This window comes from Pseudomonas sp. GW821-FHT04C07, from assembly GCF_059420325.1.
Window position 1 is genome coordinate 81,262 of the sequence record NZ_JBWKTM010000001.1, and the last position, 17,077, is coordinate 98,338.

14 protein-coding genes are annotated in these 17,077 nt (G+C 59.3%); 6 read left to right on the forward strand and 8 right to left on the reverse strand.

Annotated elements, in window-relative coordinates:
* The first annotated feature begins 819 nt into the window (after positions 1 to 819).
* A complete protein-coding gene (locus AC07UI_RS00360) occupies positions 820 to 2,571 on the forward strand; it encodes a hypothetical protein (protein WP_494990588.1) in 1,752 nt (583 codons plus the stop codon).
* Between the two features lie 123 nt (positions 2,572 to 2,694).
* On the opposite strand, the gene AC07UI_RS00365 is transcribed toward AC07UI_RS00360, so the two are convergent.
* The 7 genes from AC07UI_RS00365 to bioB all read right to left on the reverse strand — a co-directional run bounded on the left by AC07UI_RS00365 (position 2,695) and on the right by bioB (position 9,771).
* The gene (locus AC07UI_RS00365) at positions 2,695 to 4,500 is read right to left on the reverse strand and encodes a phenylacyl-CoA dehydrogenase (RefSeq protein WP_494990589.1); all 1,806 of its coding nucleotides are present in this window, start codon (positions 4,498 to 4,500) and stop codon (positions 2,695 to 2,697) included.
* Positions 4,501 to 4,775: 275 nt separating this feature from the next.
* Positions 4,776 to 5,072: a pyrroloquinoline quinone biosynthesis protein PqqE gene (locus AC07UI_RS00370; RefSeq protein WP_494990590.1), complete on the reverse strand. Its 297-nt coding sequence runs from the start codon at positions 5,070 to 5,072 to the stop codon at positions 4,776 to 4,778.
* 107 nt (positions 5,073 to 5,179) lie between these two features.
* Complete coding sequence (gene bioD, locus AC07UI_RS00375) at positions 5,180 to 5,860, reverse strand: dethiobiotin synthase (protein WP_494990591.1); 681 nt, start codon at positions 5,858 to 5,860, stop codon at positions 5,180 to 5,182.
* The gene (gene bioC, locus AC07UI_RS00380) at positions 5,857 to 6,669 is read right to left on the reverse strand and encodes a malonyl-ACP O-methyltransferase BioC (RefSeq protein WP_494990592.1); all 813 of its coding nucleotides are present in this window, start codon (positions 6,667 to 6,669) and stop codon (positions 5,857 to 5,859) included. Before bioC ends, bioD begins: the two co-directional genes overlap by 4 nt.
* On the reverse strand, positions 6,662 to 7,393 hold the full coding sequence (locus AC07UI_RS00385) for an alpha/beta fold hydrolase (protein ID WP_494990593.1): 732 nt from the start codon (positions 7,391 to 7,393) through the stop codon (positions 6,662 to 6,664). The genes bioC and AC07UI_RS00385 overlap by 8 nt, the downstream gene beginning before the upstream one ends.
* Complete coding sequence (gene bioF / locus AC07UI_RS00390) at positions 7,386 to 8,564, reverse strand: 8-amino-7-oxononanoate synthase (protein ID WP_494990594.1); 1,179 nt, start codon at positions 8,562 to 8,564, stop codon at positions 7,386 to 7,388. The genes AC07UI_RS00385 and bioF overlap by 8 nt, the downstream gene beginning before the upstream one ends.
* A gap of 151 nt (positions 8,565 to 8,715) precedes the next feature.
* Positions 8,716 to 9,771 carry a biotin synthase BioB gene (gene bioB / locus AC07UI_RS00395; RefSeq protein WP_494990595.1) on the reverse strand — a complete coding sequence of 352 codons (1,056 nt, stop codon included), beginning with the start codon at positions 9,769 to 9,771 and terminating at the stop codon, positions 8,716 to 8,718.
* A gap of 90 nt (positions 9,772 to 9,861) precedes the next feature.
* Between bioB and AC07UI_RS00400 the strand changes: the two genes are divergently transcribed.
* The 5 genes from AC07UI_RS00400 (at position 9,862) to rarD (ending at position 15,843) form a co-directional block, all read left to right on the forward strand.
* Positions 9,862 to 10,602, forward strand: coding sequence for a ComFC family protein (locus AC07UI_RS00400; protein ID WP_494990596.1), 741 nt, complete (start codon positions 9,862 to 9,864; stop codon positions 10,600 to 10,602).
* 64 nt (positions 10,603 to 10,666) lie between these two features.
* Positions 10,667 to 11,431: a TOBE domain-containing protein gene (locus AC07UI_RS00405; protein WP_494990597.1), complete on the forward strand. Its 765-nt coding sequence runs from the start codon at positions 10,667 to 10,669 to the stop codon at positions 11,429 to 11,431.
* A gap of 280 nt (positions 11,432 to 11,711) precedes the next feature.
* Positions 11,712 to 13,613, forward strand: a complete 1,902-nt coding sequence (locus AC07UI_RS00410; protein WP_494990598.1) for a PhoX family protein — start codon at positions 11,712 to 11,714, stop codon at positions 13,611 to 13,613.
* A 184-nt stretch (positions 13,614 to 13,797) separates the two neighbouring features.
* Complete coding sequence (locus AC07UI_RS00415) at positions 13,798 to 14,772, forward strand: serine/threonine protein kinase (RefSeq protein WP_494990599.1); 975 nt, start codon at positions 13,798 to 13,800, stop codon at positions 14,770 to 14,772.
* 183 nt (positions 14,773 to 14,955) lie between these two features.
* The gene (gene rarD, locus AC07UI_RS00420) at positions 14,956 to 15,843 is read left to right on the forward strand and encodes an EamA family transporter RarD (RefSeq protein WP_494990600.1); all 888 of its coding nucleotides are present in this window, start codon (positions 14,956 to 14,958) and stop codon (positions 15,841 to 15,843) included.
* Between the two features lie 224 nt (positions 15,844 to 16,067).
* Here rarD and AC07UI_RS00425 read toward each other — a convergent pair whose 3' ends face one another.
* The gene (locus tag AC07UI_RS00425; RefSeq protein WP_494990601.1) at positions 16,068 to 16,586 is read right to left on the reverse strand and encodes a glycine cleavage system transcriptional repressor; all 519 of its coding nucleotides are present in this window, start codon (positions 16,584 to 16,586) and stop codon (positions 16,068 to 16,070) included.
* Positions 16,587 to 17,077: the final 491 nt, after the last annotated feature.

A 17,077-nucleotide genomic window follows, 5' to 3' on the forward strand; every position in this document is an offset into this window, starting at 1 on the left:
CCATGAAGCACCCTGAACATACGAGCGCGCAGGTCGCACTACATTGGTTATCGGCATTGATTATTCCATGATCATTGAGTGCCGATTCTTACGCTGCCTTATTCAATGTATCGGTAGACGTCAAACTAACCAATACCACGTTGAATAGTTCGATAACGACATTGCTCATACTGTTTTTTATGGCGCGTGTATGTTTGCGCTTTAACCATTTACGCAAACACTCGTCCAGGCCGGGTGAATTACCGGCCGCCTTTGTCCTGTTCTCGATCCCGCGAGAAAGGCTTAATCGACAACTCACGGCCTGTGCGGCCTTTGTCTTATCGTCGGCGGTCGTGATGCTGGGCCAGCGCCATCAGACGGGCTATCCAAGCCAATCCCTGTACTCCCCTCCCCACACAAAATCACAAAAAACACTGCGAGAAAAAATCACTGCATTGCCCGGTACCGGTACGAGCGATCTGCGGATGACGGTTGAGGCGGTGCGCCTGGGTTGTAGCCTCGCGCAGCAGGCCTGCCCCCATCCTCAACTTCGCGCCACACTCCCCGTGTCTGGGGACATCTCCCCCCACATCTGCGCTTCGAACAGGCCTGTGCGGAGTGCAAAAAAAAAACGCCGCAGCCAGCATTTCCGCGCATTAGCGACTGATTGTGCAATTAGGCACGACAACTGCTTTACACGCTCCAGGCTCAGAGAAATGTCTCTCGCGAGCCCCAATTCGACGCTGCTCTGCTCCGTATTTTTTGCGCAGGCCTTAGTGCATCACCGGGTAGGCGAGTCGATTGACCGGCAACTGGCCCAGCAAGATATTGGAGAGGACCATGAGCATACGTGAAAAAGCAAAAACGCTAGCCACACCACCGTTTCACAAACGATTCAACGGCGTCATCGCTCGTCCCACACTGATCGCCGGTGCGGTCGCCTTCGCTCTGGTCCTTGGGGGGGGAGGTTATGCATTTGCCAAGGGTGGGACCGCCAGGCCCCCCGCCCCGGGCGCAACAACGCAGTTCCCAACGGCCACGCTCCCTGATCCGCTATTCGCGAACCAGAATGCGATTCACCAATTCGACGTCGTTGGCTTTATCCAGAACATGACCCTGGACACCAGCAATGCCGGCTGCCCTAACACCAGCAACCCTGGCCGCTTTGGTGGTACGGTCCAACTGAATGGCGTTACGTATACAGTCCCTTGCAACACTGTTATCCAGATGCCGGCCAATACCCTGACGTGGGCCCAATTCGTCAACGGTGGATCGCTGGCCCTCAGTAAAGTCCCGCCTGCTTACCCATCGTTCGAGATCCATGTGGTTGGCAATACCGTCGGCACCAAGCAAATCGCCGGGCTGATCACTGTCTCCCAGCAATCAGTCAACGCCGGCAGCGGCGTCATCACCAACATCGACTACGCCACTGGTAACATCCAGGTTGACAGCGGCAACCCGCTGCAGCCGGCGATCATCCAGATCAACGATCCGAATGGGCGCTTTGGCCGTCCCCAGAGCCCCGACCCTCGCTTCTCCGTCGATGACGCCAACCCGACTATCCACGCCGCCACCGGCTACCCGATGTGCGTGCCACGCACGGCAGCTGGGAGCGACGCACTCTGCCCAGAGAAAAACCGGCCAAAGGTCGTTTCCGCGACCAGCTCTAACAACTGCCGAAACTTCAGCCAGGCTGGCGTAGCTCCCCCTGCAAGCGGAGAGCTCACCCCGCCGAGCCTGGGCCAGCTCTATTGCAGCCAGTACGTCATGAAGAGCTTCAGCGATGCTACACGCACGGCGACGGACCCCGACCCGACCCAGCAAGCACCGTTCGAAGTCGGCGACTTCATCACCTACGCTGGCACGCTGTTCAAGTCGACTACAGTGGGTGCCCCGGACTTCATCTCGGCGCACACGATAGAGGCCAGCGTCGGGATCTACACTCAGCCTGGTACGCAGCCCAGCTACCTGTCTATCGGAGACTTTGGCATCGGCAGCGCCGACCCCTCGGCGACGGCTGTCAACGGTGCGGCGCAGGAGACGGCGAATCGGATTTTCCTCGAAGCGTCGACTACCGACGTCAAGACTCCGGTCGACATTTACCTGATAGACGTCGATCCTTCGACCGGCGCGCAAACCAACCGCTGGGTGACACCTTTTGAGATGACAGGTGAGTGCAACCCTCTGGCCCTTACAACGAACTGTTTCGGCGCCTCGGGTGGCATCACGACCCAGAACGTTGGCCCTCAGCCGCAACGTGCCAGGATACGGGCGACCAAGGCGCCGATTGGGCTCCTCAGCCAGCCAACTCGTACCCTGCGCGTCATGGTGCGCTCACTCTGCGTTCCGACGGCGACCGCCAGCCAGACTGTAGTGGACAGTTGCTTGCAAAATGCCAGTAAGGTAACAGTGGCCAACGGTCTGATTGCGGGACAGTATGTGGCGCCGGTGTTTGAGTTCATCTTTCCGGAAAACATCAGACCGGGCGACCCCATCGTCCCGAACGACTTCTGGCACCTGCCGTTCGTGCGCAATGGGGAAGGTGCAAGCACCCCGACTGGCGTCGGCCCGCTGGAGCCCACCCCGTGGTGAGCATGGTCTGACGACTCAGGAGCAAAGCCTTACAAGCCCGGATGCAAGGTCCGGGCTTTTTTCATTCAAAAAAAAACCGCGGCTCCCGGAGGAGCAGCGGCTTTTGAAGGACTGCGTCAGGGCTTAGTAACCCAGACCGAAGTCTTCTTCTTTCATGCCCATCAGGTTGTTGGCGCCCGACAGCATGGTTGCTACGTGCGTGCGGGTACGCGGCAGGATGCGCTGGAAGTAAAAGCGCGCAGTCTGCAGCTTGGCGGTGTAGAACGCCTCTTCGGTGGTGCCGGCAGCCAGTTTTTCCGCCGCCAGACGCGCCATGTCAGCCCAGAAGTAAGCCAGGCAGGCATAACCGGAGTACATCAGGTAATCCACCGAAGCGGCACCGACTTCTTCGCGATCTTTCATGGCAGCCATACCGACCTTCATGGTCAGCTCGCCCCACTCTTTGTTCAGCGCAGCCAGAGGTTCGACGAACTCTTTGAGCGCTTCGTTGCCTTCGTTGGTCTGGCAGAACTTGTGGACGATCCTGGTGAAGCCCTTCAGAGCCTCGCCTTGAGTCATCAACACTTTACGGCCCAGCAGGTCCAGCGCCTGAATACCGGTGGTGCCTTCGTACAGCATGGAAATGCGGCTGTCGCGAACGTTCTGCTCCATGCCCCACTCGGCGATGAAGCCGTGGCCGCCGTAGATTTGCACGCCATGGTTGGCGGATTCGAAGCCCACTTCAGTCATGAAGGCTTTGGCGATCGGCGTCATGAAGGCTAGCAAAGCGTCGGCTTTCTTCTTCTCTTCCTCGTCCACACCGTACTTGACGATGTCGACCTGTTTGGCAGTGAAGTACACCATTGCACGGTTGCCTTCGGCGAAGGCCTTCATGGTCAACAGCATGCGGCGTACGTCAGGGTGCACGATGATCGGGTCAGCGGCTTTGTCCGGCGCTTTCGGGCCAGTCAGGGAACGCATTTGCAGGCGATCGCGAGCGTATTTCAGGCCGCCCTGGAAACCGATCTCGGCGTGAGCCAGACCTTGCAGAGCAGTGCCCAGACGCGCGGTGTTCATAAAGGTGAACATGCAGTTCAGGCCTTTGTTCGCCGGGCCGATCAGGAAACCGGTGGCCGCATCGAAGTTCATCACGCACGTTGCGTTACCGTGGATACCCATCTTGTGTTCCAGGGAACCGCAGGTCACAGCGTTGCGCGAACCGACCGAACCGTCAGCGTTTGGCAGGAACTTGGGAACGATGAACAGGGAAATGCCTTTGGTGCCGGCCGGTGCATCCGGCAGACGTGCCAGAACGATGTGGACGATATTGTCGGCCATATCGTGCTCACCGGCCGAGATGAAGATCTTGGTGCCGGTGACTTTGTAGGAACCGTCAGCCTGAGGTTCGGCCTTGGTGCGCAACATGCCCAGGTCGGTGCCGCAGTGCGGTTCGGTCAGGCACATGGTGCCGGTCCATTCGCCGGAGACCAGCTTGGTCAGGTAAGCCTCTTGTTGCTCAGGTGTACCGTGTTCGGAAATGGTGTTCATCGCGCCATGGGACAGGCCTGGGTACATGCCCCACGACCAGTTGGCTTCGCCAACCATTTCGCTGACTGCCAGCCCCAGCGACTCCGGCAAGCCTTGGCCGCCATGCTCTACGTCATGGGCCAGACTCGGCCAGCCACCTTCGACGAATTGCTTGTAGGCTTCTTTGAAGCCCGTCGGGGTCTTAACGCCGGTTTCGCTCCAGGTGCAGCCTTCGGTGTCACCCACACGGTTCAGCGGAGCCAACACCTGCTCACAAAACTTGGCGCCTTCCTCGAGAATGGCGTCAACCATATCCTTCGTTGCGTCCTGGCAAGCCGGCAGGCTCTGATAGTGCGCTTCGTAACCGAGCAGTTCGTCACGAACGAAGCGAATATCACGCAAGGGGGCCTTGTAGTCAGGCATAGCGATAAACCTCTGCTGATGAAACCGGGAATGAACGACCGCGTTGGTTTGTCGTGGCGGTCAAACAGTTGTTTGAAACATACGTTTACGACCAAACCTTGTCAAGCGTCGATCATTTGCCGTTCGTCATCGCCTGCCGCAACGCCACGCACGCAAAGGCCCACAGCCATTACCTGCGCAAAGACGGTGTAGGAAATATTAGTTGAAAGAGAAGGACATACCCGACAGAACGCCATGCAACGCACGGCGCAGGAGCAAAGAAAATCAGCGAGCGATCACGCGTAGGTATTGATCAGCGTACCGAGCATTTCATCGGACGCCTTGGCGACTTTGACGCCCAGTTCCGCCTGAATCTTGCCCATGGACATATCGACCATGCTGCTCGCCAGATCCGATTGCTGGCTGCGGTCTACCGAGCGCAGGCGATCGACCTGGGCTTCGGAAGACTGGCTGGTGAGCGCGCGTTCGACAGTTGTGTTGGCGATCTGGCCGGCGGCCTGATCGACACGATTCTGCCCTGTCTGGAGAGTGCTCAGACCAGCGTAGAAAGCGGTATTCCCTGAGATTTCCATGGAAGAACTCGATCCTGCAGAGGATAAACAGCGTCCATTGAAGCAGACCCACCCGGAAAAGGCCCGACAAAAACACTAATGGCATAGTGCCTTATCATAGGCAAAATCTAGTCTAGAAGGTCCAGCTGCAAATACTCGGCCACCGCTTCTGCTGTGACAACCTTAAGCTTGGGCACTCGACCGAGACATGGCGCCGGCAACCGTTCGGCCAGAGTCGCGAGATTCTCCTCCAGACGCGAAGTCTTGGGGTCGATGATGTTGGCCACCCAACCCACCAACTGCAGACCGTCCCGGGCAATCGCCTCGGCCGTCAGCAACGCATGACTGATGCAACCCAGGCGCACACCCACTACCAGAATCACCGGCAAAGCCAGGGCCATCGCCAGGTCCGACAGGTTGTCCTGATCGGCCAATGGCACCCGCCAGCCGCCAGCGCCTTCGATCAACGTGAAGTCGGCCTGCTGGCCCAGAATATGCCGCATCGGCGCCAACAACGACTGAACAGTGAGCGCCACACCCGCCTCGCGGGCCGCCAGATGGGGTGCGATCGCCGGCTCGAACGCCACCGGGTTGACCTCGGCGTAACTCAGCGGCAATGAGCATTCAGCCAGCAACGCCAGTGCATCGGCGTTGCGCAGCCCCTTGGGCGTCACCTCACAGCCGGAGGCCACCGGTTTACCCGCCGCCGTGCTCAATCCCGCCGAGCGTGCAGCATGCAACAGACCTGCGGCGATGGTGGTCTTGCCGACATCGGTATCAGTGCCGGTGATGAAATAGGCTGCACTCATAAAGGTTTCTCCAATACGGCGTAGACCACCTGGTAAGTCGCAGGCAGCCCTTGTGCCTGACGAAACTGTTCATAGGCCTGGATCAAACCGAGTATCCGCGCCCGGCCCGTCAAACCACCCGGCCGACCGGGGTTCAGATTGTGCGCGCCCAAGGCTTTGAGCTCGTGAGTCAGGCTGCGCACGTCCGGGTAATGCAACACATGCGGGCGAGTTTCCAGGCTGACTACACGCAAACCGCTGGCAGCACACAGCTGCTGATAAGCGCTGAACTGGCGGAAGCGATTGACGTGAACCATGCCATCCACCTGGCTCCAGCTATCGCGCAACTCATACAACGTACCGACGCACAGACTGGCAAACGCCAACACGCCGCCAGGCTTCAGTACGCGATACGCCTCACTCAGCACTGAGGTGAAGTCCGCACACCACTGCACCGCCAGGCTGGAAAAAACAAGCTCGCAACTCTGCGCCTGCAACGGTAAACGCTCGGCATCGCCGGCGATGAAATGTACTGCACCACCTAACGGCCGAGCGTGGTTGAGCATGCCTTCGGCAATGTCCAGCGCCAGCCCTTCGCTCTCGGGGAATGTCTGACCCAGAACGCGACTGAAATAACCCGTGCCGCAGCCCATATCCAGCCAGCGACCGGGGGAGAAGTCACCCGGCAAGCGGCTCAGCAATTCACCGCCAACCGCCCGCTGCAACTCGGCCACGCTGTCATAACTGGCCGCCGCGCGGGAAAAGGACGCCGCTACCTGACGCTTGTCGGGCAGGCCGCCGGGAAGATTGGGAAAGGACAAATCAGTCATCACCGGACTCATGCAAAAAGGCCTGGATCGCCCCCGCCACACCGTGGGGGTCTTCCAGAAGAAACGCGTGGCTGGCCTGTTCAATCAGACCGATTTCGACATCCGGCAACAACGCCAGCAACGCCCCCGCCGCTTCGGCCGGGACCAGGCCGTCGAGCCCGGCAAACAGATGCAACTGCGGGCCACGGAAGGATTGCAAGGCCTGGCGGGTATCCAGTTGCGCGAGCAACTCCAACCCGCTCAACAGGGCTGAAGGCGGTGTATTCGGCGCACCACCGAGCAACAGACGCGCTATGCCGCGCGGGTCATTGGCGCCTTGGGCGCAGAGCAGGCCGAAGCGCTTAAGCGTCCCCCGCGGGTCGGCACCGCACCCGGCAAGAAACGCATCAAAGGTTTCCCCCTGCATCGCGCTCGGCCATTCGTCATGGGCAACAAAACAAGGATTACTGGCCATCGTCAGCAAACCGCAGCAACGATCGCCACGTCGGGCGGCCAGTTCCGAGGCGAGCATGCCACCCAGTGACCAACCACCCAGCCAGGCATTGTCCGGCAGGATTGCGTCGAGTTCGTCGAGCCACTCATCCAGGTCACCCGATTCAAGCTCCGGCAACGGTTCGATATCGACCCGCAGGTGTTCGTCCAGCCCCTGCAAAGCAGCCGCCAGCGGTTCCAGCGGCGAAATGCCGAGGCCCCAACCGGGCAGCAGAATCAGTCGATCACGCATGGCTTGGCTCCGGTCCCAATTCGCTAAAGCAGTCTGCCAGTCCATTTAACAATAGCTGGACCTGAGCCTCGCTGTGGGCCGCGGACAAAGTCACGCGCAAACGTGCGCTGCCGGCCGGCACGGTCGGCGGACGGATCGCAGTGACCATCAAGCCGCGCTCGCGCAACATCTGCGAAAAGCGAACGGCGCGCCCGCTATCGCCGATCATGATCGGCTGGATCGGCGTAAAACTGTCCATCAGTTCCAGACCAATCTGCTCGGCGCCTTGGCGGAACTGGCGGATCAGCGCATTCAGGTGCTCACGTCGCCAATGCTCGCTGCGCAGCAGTTCGAGGCTTTTGAGCGTGGCACAAGCCAGTGCCGGCGGTTGGCTGGTGGTGTAGATGTACGGCCGGGCGAACTGGATCAGGCTTTCGATCAGCTCTTCGCTACCGGCGACGAACGCCCCCGCCGTGCCGAAGGCCTTACCCAGCGTGCCGACTAATACCGGCACATCCTCCTGACTCAAACCAAAGTGCTCGACGATCCCGCCACCGTTGGCACCCAACGGACCAAAGCCGTGGGCGTCATCGACCATCAACCAGGCGCCTTTGGCTTTGGCTACCCGGGCCAGTGCGGGCAAATCGGCGAGGTCGCCGTCCATGCTGAACACGCCATCGGTCACCACCAGCGTGTTGCCGGTGGCTTTTTCCAGACGCTTGGCCAGGCTGATCGCATCGTTATGCAGATAGCGGTTGAAGCGAGCGCCGGACAACAGCCCGGCATCCAGCAACGATGCATGATTGAGCCGGTCTTCCAGCACCGTATCGCCCTGCCCGACCAGCGCCGTGACCGCGCCGAGGTTGGCCATGTAACCGGTGGTGAACAGCAGCGCCCGCGGGCGGCCGGTCAAATCGGCCAAGGCTTCTTCCAGCGCATGGTGCGGGGCGCTGTGGCCGATCACCAGATGCGAAGCGCCACCGCCCACGCCCCAACGAACCGCCCCGGCGCGCCACGCTTCAATCACTTGCGGGTGATTGGCCAGGCCCAGGTAATCGTTGTTGCAGAACGCCAGCAACGGCTGACCGTCGACCACCACTTCCGGACCTTGGGGGCTTTCAAGCAGAGGACGATGGCGATAAAGGTTTTCGGCACGACGAGCAGCAAGGCGTGCGGCGAGATCGAAAGACATGCAGGCCTCGGGGGTAAGATCGGAGAAAAGCTGGCAACAACTACACCCCTGTAGGAGCGAGGCTTGCCCGCGATAGCATCACCGCAATCATTCAGCTAACCCGAGGTGTCTGCATCGCGGGCGAGCCTCGCTCCTACAGGTCAGTGTCCGATTAAACAGCGGCGTTATAAAACTGCTCGCTGCTCTTCTGTTCCACCAGCGCCTGCTCGATGGCCGCCTGATGCACTTCGTCAGCGTGCTCTTCGCGAGCTTCCGGCAGGATGCCCAGGCGCGAGAACAGTTGCATGTCCTTGTCAGCCTGCGGGTTGGCGGTGGTCAGCAATTTATCGCCGTAGAAAATCGAGTTGGCACCGGCAAAGAAGGCCAAAGCCTGCATCTGCTCGTTCATCGCCTCACGGCCAGCGGACAGACGCACGTGGGACTGCGGCATCAGGATTCGCGCAACCGCCAGCATGCGGATGAAGTCGAACGGATCGACGTCATCGGCGTTTTCCAGCGGCGTACCGGCGACTTTTACCAGCATGTTGATCGGCACCGACTCCGGATGCTCTGGCAAGTTGGCCAGCTGGATCAGCAGATTGGCGCGGTCATCGAGGGACTCACCCATGCCGAGGATGCCGCCGGAGCAGATTTTCATTCCGGAATCACGCACGTACGCCAGCGTTTGCAGGCGCTCGCCGTAAGTACGAGTCGTGATGATGCTGGCGTAGAACTCGGGCGAGGTATCCAGGTTGTGGTTGTAGTAGTCCAGACCGGCCTGGGCCAGGGCTGCGGTCTGGTCCTGATCGAGACGGCCAAGAGTCATGCAGGTTTCCAGGCCCATGGCCTTCACGCCTTTGACCATTTCCAGCACGTAGGGCATGTCTTTGGCCGACGGATGTTTCCAGGCCGCGCCCATGCAGAAACGGGTCGAACCAATGGCCTTGGCGCGAGCGGCCTCTTCGAGGACCTTCTGCACTTCCAGCAGTTTTTCTTTTTCCAGACCGGTGTTGTAGTGACCGGACTGCGGACAATATTTGCAATCTTCCGGGCAAGCACCGGTTTTGATCGACAGCAGCGTCGAGACTTGCACGCGATTGGCGTCGAAATGCGCGCGGTGCACCGTCTGGGCCTGGAACAGCAGGTCATTGAAGGGCTGAACGAACAGCGCTTTGACTTCGGCTAAAGACCAGTCATGACGCAGGTTGGCAGTGGTGCTGGCGCTCATTGGCGATTCCTTGTTTATGCTTGGCAAGCGGCTGTGGCATGTAATACCCACAGACGCGACACGGATGTTCGGCATATTTAAGGAAGAGACATGCACTGTCAACCACAATACAAAGGACCGGTTTACATCTGGTTAAAAAACAAACAGACCTGTTTGCTCTGTGACGAACTCACCGACACCCCTCATCCCATCTGCACACCTTGTGAAAGTGAGCTGCCCTGGCTCGGTGATCACTGCCAGGTTTGCGCCCTGCCCTTGCCCATGGCCGGTTTGACTTGCGGCCAATGTCTGAAAAAGCCCCCGGCCTTTCAACAGGTCGTAACACCCTTTACTTACAGCTTTCCGATCGACAGCTTGATTACCCGTTTCAAGCACAACGCAAAGTGGCCGTTTGGGCGCTTGCTGGCCGAACTACTCAGCCAATCGCTGCAACATCGCTTTGATGAGGACCTCGCACGGCCCGAGGCCCTGGTCCCTGTGCCCTTGGCCAACAAGCGCCTGCGCGAGCGCGGCTACAACCAGGCGGCGATGCTCGCTCACTGGCTCGGCGACAGCCTGAACCTCCCCTGCGAAGAACGCCTGCTGCTGCGGACTCAGGACACTGCCGCGCAACAGGACCTGGATGCCAAGGCGCGCAAACTCAACCTGCGAAGGGCATTCACCCTGCTGCCCGATGCGCAGATCAAAGGCCGGCACCTGGCTTTGATCGACGATGTACTGACCACCGGCGCCACCGCCGAAAGCCTCGCCCGCTTGTTAATGAACGCGGGAGCCCGACGGGTCGACGTCTATTGCCTGGCCAGAACCCCCAAACCCGGCGAGTTGACCTGACTTGACTCTCACGCGCCAAGGCGCCAACGTCCAACCCCATCAATACAGCTCGTAGCGCGCCGCCATGTCCTTGCCCACGCTTTTGACTCAACACATCGTCCGTCGTCCACAGCGCATCGCCTTGCTGCAACACATTGCCGAGCAAGGCTCGATCACACGCGCCGCAAAAAGCGCGGGATTGAGTTACAAGGCGGCCTGGGATGCCATCGATGAGTTGAACAACCTCGCACAGAAGCCTTTGGTCGAACGCAGCGTCGGTGGCAAGGGCGGCGGTGGCGCGAAGTTATCCACAGAGGGTGAGCGGGTATTGCGGCTCTATCAACGTCTGCAAGCCTTGCAAGCTCAGGTGCTGGAGGCCGCGGAAGATGCCAGCGACCTGGACCTGCTCGGCCGTTTGATGCTCAGGACCAGCGCGCGTAATCAACTGCACGGCAAGGTCGTGGCCATCGACAGTCAGGGGCGCAATGATCTGGTCCGCCTGGAGCTGGCCGAAGGACTGACGATCCAGGCGCAGATCACCCACGACAGCACCCTGCGATTAGAGCTGGAAATGAGCACTGAAGTGGTCGCATTGATCAAGGCTGGCTGGCTCGATTTGCTGGCCATCGATCAATCTGCAACACCTGGACACAATTGCCTGAGCGGGATTATCGAAGAAATTCTCGACGCCGAAGACGGCCCCAGCGAGGTACGGATCGCCCTGCCTAACGGGCAAACCTTGTGTGCGTTGGCCGAGCCGTTACACCTTAGAACCTTGGTGCTGACGACTGGAAAACCCGTCCTGGTGCAGTTCGCACCGTCCAACGTATTGCTCGGCACACCGCTATAACCAAGGGCGGACGCATATCCCGTAGCAGCTGCCGAAGGCTGCGTCCGGCTGCGTGTAGCAGCTGTCGAGCCTGCGAGGCTGCGTTCGGCTGCGCAGCAGTCGTAAATTCAGGCACTGCAATTCTGACCTTTTATTGAGTTAACCGGATTGCGAGTGCTTCGCCCTCGGACGCAGCCTTCGGCAGCTGCTACGGGGGCTCGGCGCAGCTTGAAAAATTATTGAAACATTTCCTTCATCGGCGCTCGTTAAGGTGCCTGCAAAAACCTGCAGGGAGCTTGATGTGAATCTATTGGAAGAAAACCAGCCCACCGACCTCGAAAAAATTGTCGGCCTCAGCCGCCGCGGCTTTATCAGTGCCGGCGCCTTGTGTGGCGCGGCAATGTTTCTGGGCGGCAACCTGCTGAGCCGCAGCGTTCTGGCAGCCAGCGTCAGCACCGGCTCAAGCGAACTGCTGGGTTTCAACAGCATTGCCACCGCCACCAGCGACACCATCACCCTGCCGCCGGGCTACACATCGTCGGTACTGATCAGTTGGGGCCAGGCGCTGCAAAAGAACGGCCCGGCCTTCGACCCGACCGGCAATGGCACAGCCCAGGCCCAGGAAGTCCAGTTTGGCGACAACAATGACGGCATGAGCCTGTTTGCCTTCCCCGGCGACCACGACCGCGCGCTGATGGCGATTAACAACGAATACACCAACTACCGCTACCTCTACCCCCATGGCGGCATGCCGCAGTCGGCGGAAGATGTGCGCAAGGCTCTGGCCAGCGAAGGCGTCTCGGTGATCGAAGTGCAACGCAAAAACGGCCAGTGGCAATTCGTCCAGGGCTCGCGCTACAACCGCCGCATCCACGGCAACTCGCCGCTGCGCCTGAGCGGCCCGGCCGCCGGGCATGACCTGTTGAAAACCAGCAATGACAAGCACGGCAAAAAAGTCCTCGGCACATTCCAGAACTGCGCCAACGGCAAAACGCCGTGGGGGACCTATCTGACCTGTGAAGAGAACTTCACCGACTGCTTCGGCAGCAGCAATCCCGAGCAGAAATTCGACACCGCGCAAAAACGCTATGGCGCGGTAGCGACCAGCAAAGAAATCAACTGGCATCAACACGACCCGCGTTTCGACCTGGCGAAAAACCCCAACGAACTCAACCGTCACGGCTGGGTCGTGGAGATTGACCCGTTCGACCCACAGTCAACCCCGGTCAAACGCACCGCCCTTGGCCGCTTCAAACATGAAAACGCTGCACTGGCCGAAACCAGCGACGGTCGCGCCGTGGTGTACATGGGCGACGATGAGCGCGGTGAGTTCATTTACAAGTTCATCAGCCGCGACAAAATCAATCACCGCGACCCGAAAGCCAACCGCGACCTGCTGGATCACGGCACGCTGTATGTTGCGCGTTTCGATGCCGGCGACGGCAACCCGGATCATCCAAAAGGCCAGGGCCAGTGGCTTGAGTTGACCCACGGTAAAAACGGTATCAATGCCAGCAATGGTTTTGCCGACCAGGCGCAAGTGTTGATCCACGCGCGCCTTGCCGCCAGCGTGGTCAACGCCACACGCATGGACCGTCCGGAATGGATCGTCGTCAGCCCCAAAGACGGCCAGGTCTATTGCACCCTGACCAACAACGCCAAGCGCGGCGAAGACGGCCAACCGGTCGGCGGCCCGAACCCGCGGGAGAAGAACGTCTACGGGCAGATTCTGCGCTGGCAGGAAAACCGCGACGACCACGCAGCCATGAGCTTTTCCTGGGATCTGTTTGTAGTGGCGGGAAATCCTGCCGTACATGCCGGTAAACCCAAAGGCGGCTCGTCGAACATCACCCCGCAGAATATGTTCAACAGCCCGGACGGCCTGGGTTTCGACATTGCTGGCCGACTGTGGATTCTCACCGACGGCGACGTCAGCAACAGCGGAGACTTCGCTGGCATGGGCAACAATCAGATGCTCTGCGCCGATCCGGCCAGCGGTGAGATCCGTCGGTTCATGGTCGGCCCGGTGGGTTGTGAAGTAACCGGTATCAGCTTCTCGCCGGATCACAAAACGCTGTTCGTCGGTATTCAGCACCCGGGCGAGAACGGCGGTTCGACCTTCCCGGAGCACTTGCCCAACGGCAAGCCGAGGTCGTCGGTAATGGCGATCACCCGTGAAGATGGCGGAATCATCGGCGCGTAACGATCGTTCCCTACGCTCTGCGCGGGAATGCAGCCAGTGAGCTTTGCGTCACTGCCCAAGCGATTGCTGCGCGTCCAGTGAGACATTCCCACGCAGAGCGTGGGAACGATCAACCACTAAAGACGCTCCGTCTGCGCTACCATGTCTGGCCGGACGCGGCAGCCTGCTGCGCGCAGGAGTCAGCATGGCCCATCCGTTTGAAACCCTTACACCCGACCTGGTGCTCGATGCTGTTGAAAGCATCGGCTTTCACAGTGACGCCCGTATTCTGGCGCTCAACAGCTACGAAAACCGCGTTTACCAGGTCGGCATCGAAGACTCCGAGCCGCTGATCGCCAAGTTCTACCGCCCACAGCGCTGGACCAACGAGGCGATCCTCGAAGAACACCGCTTTACCTATGAACTCGCCGAATGCGATGTTCCAGTGGTAGCCCCCATTGTGCACAACGGCGAAAGCCTGTTCGAACACGCGGGTTTTCGTTTCACCCTGTTCCCACGCCGTGGCGGCCGTGCGCCAGAGCCGGGCAACCTGGATCAGCTGTATCGCCTCGGGCAATTGCTCGGCCGTTTGCATGCGGTCGGTGCCACCCGTCCATTCGAACACCGCGAAGCCCTCGGGGTGAAAAACTTTGGCCAAGATTCACTGACGACCTTGCTCGAAGGCAATTTCATTCCTCGCAGCTTGCTTCCTGCCTACGAGTCGGTCGCCCGCGATCTGCTCAAGCGGGTGCAAGAGGTCTACCAGGCCACGCCCCATCAGAACATCCGCATGCACGGTGACTGCCACCCCGGCAACATGATGTGCCGCGATGAAATGTTCCACATCGTCGACCTCGACGACTGCCGCATGGGCCCGGCGGTGCAGGATGTGTGGATGATGCTCGCCGGCAACCGTCAGGAATGTCTCGGTCAGCTGTCCGAATTGATGGACGGCTACAGCGAGTTCCATGACTTCGACTCGCGTGAGCTGGCGCTTATCGAACCGTTGCGTGCTCTGCGTCTGATGCACTACAGCGCCTGGCTGGCCCGACGTTGGGATGATCCGGCATTCCCCCGCAGCTTCCCGTGGTTCGGTACGGAGCGTTATTGGGGCGATCAGGTATTGGCATTGCGCGAGCAGCTTGCCGCACTCAATGAAGAACCTTTGAAGTTGTTCTGATCCCTTGTAGGAGCGAGCTTGCTCGCAATATGGACGTTAACGATAACGCGTGTTTTCTGAATAAACGCGTCGCCCTTGAGTCCATCGCGAGCGAGCTCGCTCCTACAAAAAAAGCGAACACGACACATCTATACAACCACCCTACAATCACTGCTTTGTTAGCTGCCTAAGCAAGGATTCTGCATGCAAGCCGCCAACCCGCGTCGCGGGTACACTCTGGGTCTGACCGCCTACATCATTTGGGGACTGTTCCCGCTCTACTTCAAAGCCATCGCCAGCGTTCCCGCTGTGGAAATCATCGTCCACCGGGTGCTCTGGTCTGCGCTGTTTGGCTCACTGCTGCTATTGGTCTGGAAGCACCCTGGCTGGTGGCGCGAACTGCGCGAAAACCCGCGGCGACTGGCGATTCTGGCCTTGAGCGGCATGCTGATCGCGGCCAACTGGCTGACCTATGTGTGGTCGGTGAATAACGGCCGCATGCTCGAAGCCAGTCTCGGCTATTACATCAATCCGCTGGTGAACGTGCTGCTGGGCATGCTGTTGCTGGGCGAGCGTCTGCGGCGCATGCAGTGGTTGGCAGTGAGCCTGGCGACCATTGGTGTGGCGCAGCAAGTCTGGCAAGTCGGCAGCCTGCCGTGGGTATCGCTGATACTGGCGCTGACCTTTGGTTTCTATGGACTGATCCGCAAGCAGGCACCGGTCAAGGCGTTACCCGGGCTGGTGGTGGAAACCTGGATGCTGGTACCGATTGCCCTTGCGTGGTTGCTGCTCAACCCGGTAGCGACCAGCGCTCAGCTTGAGTTCTGGGGGACTTCCCAAGCTTGGTGGCTGGTGGCCGCAGGGCCAATCACCCTGGTGCCGCTGGTGTGTTTCAACGCGGCGGCACGACACTTGCCCTACACCACCCTGGGCTTCCTGCAATACATAGCGCCGACCCTGGTGCTATCGCAGGCAGTGCTGTTGTTTGGCGAGCATTTGTCTTCAAGCACCTTGATCGCATTCGTGTTTATTTGGGCAGGTCTGGCAATTTACAGCGTGGATGCCTGGATCAGCCTGCGCCGGCGCGCCTGATCAAAAAACACACAAAGCTCTGCAGGCCAGGATTGACGTGGCCTGCAAGCATCTTTCCCAAGGTTATCCACAGCGTGATCCCCGCCGTTTGTGCACAAGCCCTTGAAACTGTTCGTTTTTTGCTCAGTTCCTGAAGAACCCCGGCCGGCCCGGGCTTGCGGTGCATCTCTACAGGTTATCCACAGGCAGGTGCACGTTTTACTTGGATAACCTTTGCCTCTGGCTTACACCTCGCTACGCAGCACCAATTCGACCATCAAGTCATCCGCCAGGGTTTCCAGGCGCGCCTGCAATACATCCAGGGACAAGGTCAACGGCACCGCCAGAATGGCTTCGGCATGGAACAGCGGTTCGCTACTCATGGGTGCCGGCCGCACATCAGTGACCAGCCGCTCCAGGTTCACACCCTGTTCGGTCAACAGCCGCGTGATATCGCGCACAATCCCCGGCCGGTCATTGCCCACCAGCTCCATAGCGATCGGCTTCCAGGTGCAGGATTGCTCGATACTGCTTTCGGCAATCATCACGCGGATACCTTGCTCTGACAGCCCTTGCAGCGCATCCACCAATTCATCATAGGCTTCGGCCGGCACGCCGACCCGCAGGATCCCGGCGAATTGCCCAGCCATGCGCGACATACGACTTTCCAGCCAGTTGCCGCCGTGCTCGGCAATGCACTGGGCGATGCGCTCGACCTGACCGGCTTTATCCGGGGCGAATACGGTAAGTACGAGGTGGTCCATGGCGCAGCCCTCTTGTCATGACTTTTATTATAGAAGGGCAAGTATAGGCAAGCCTTGCATCCATGCGGTCAAACTGCCTTGCTCCTTACCCTGTAGGAGCGAGCAAGCTCGCTCCAGCAGAAAACTAATCGTGTACTGTTTTTATATTTATCTGGAACAATCCAATAGTTTTTTGAGAACATCCTGTCCCCCAGCGTGACCGGATAGCTGGCTTAAGTCGCTAAACGACGTATTTAGTCTAATTTTCACAACCGCAATTCATCATGTAGTATGCCGTAGCGCGCACTACATAACGTTGGATCGATGTCTGCCAAGGCGCCATCGCAACCCCGAAAAGCCCTATCAGCAAGGCTTGGAGCCGTTGATTGGACCCACCCAGCCGCCAGCAATGGCATGTACTGGTGCGGGGGTTTGTGGTTTAAATGGCCAGAGGCTTCATTGTTAAATTGAAGAGCTGAAAAGCGAAATAGCTGAGCAGAGTGAGGCAAGCA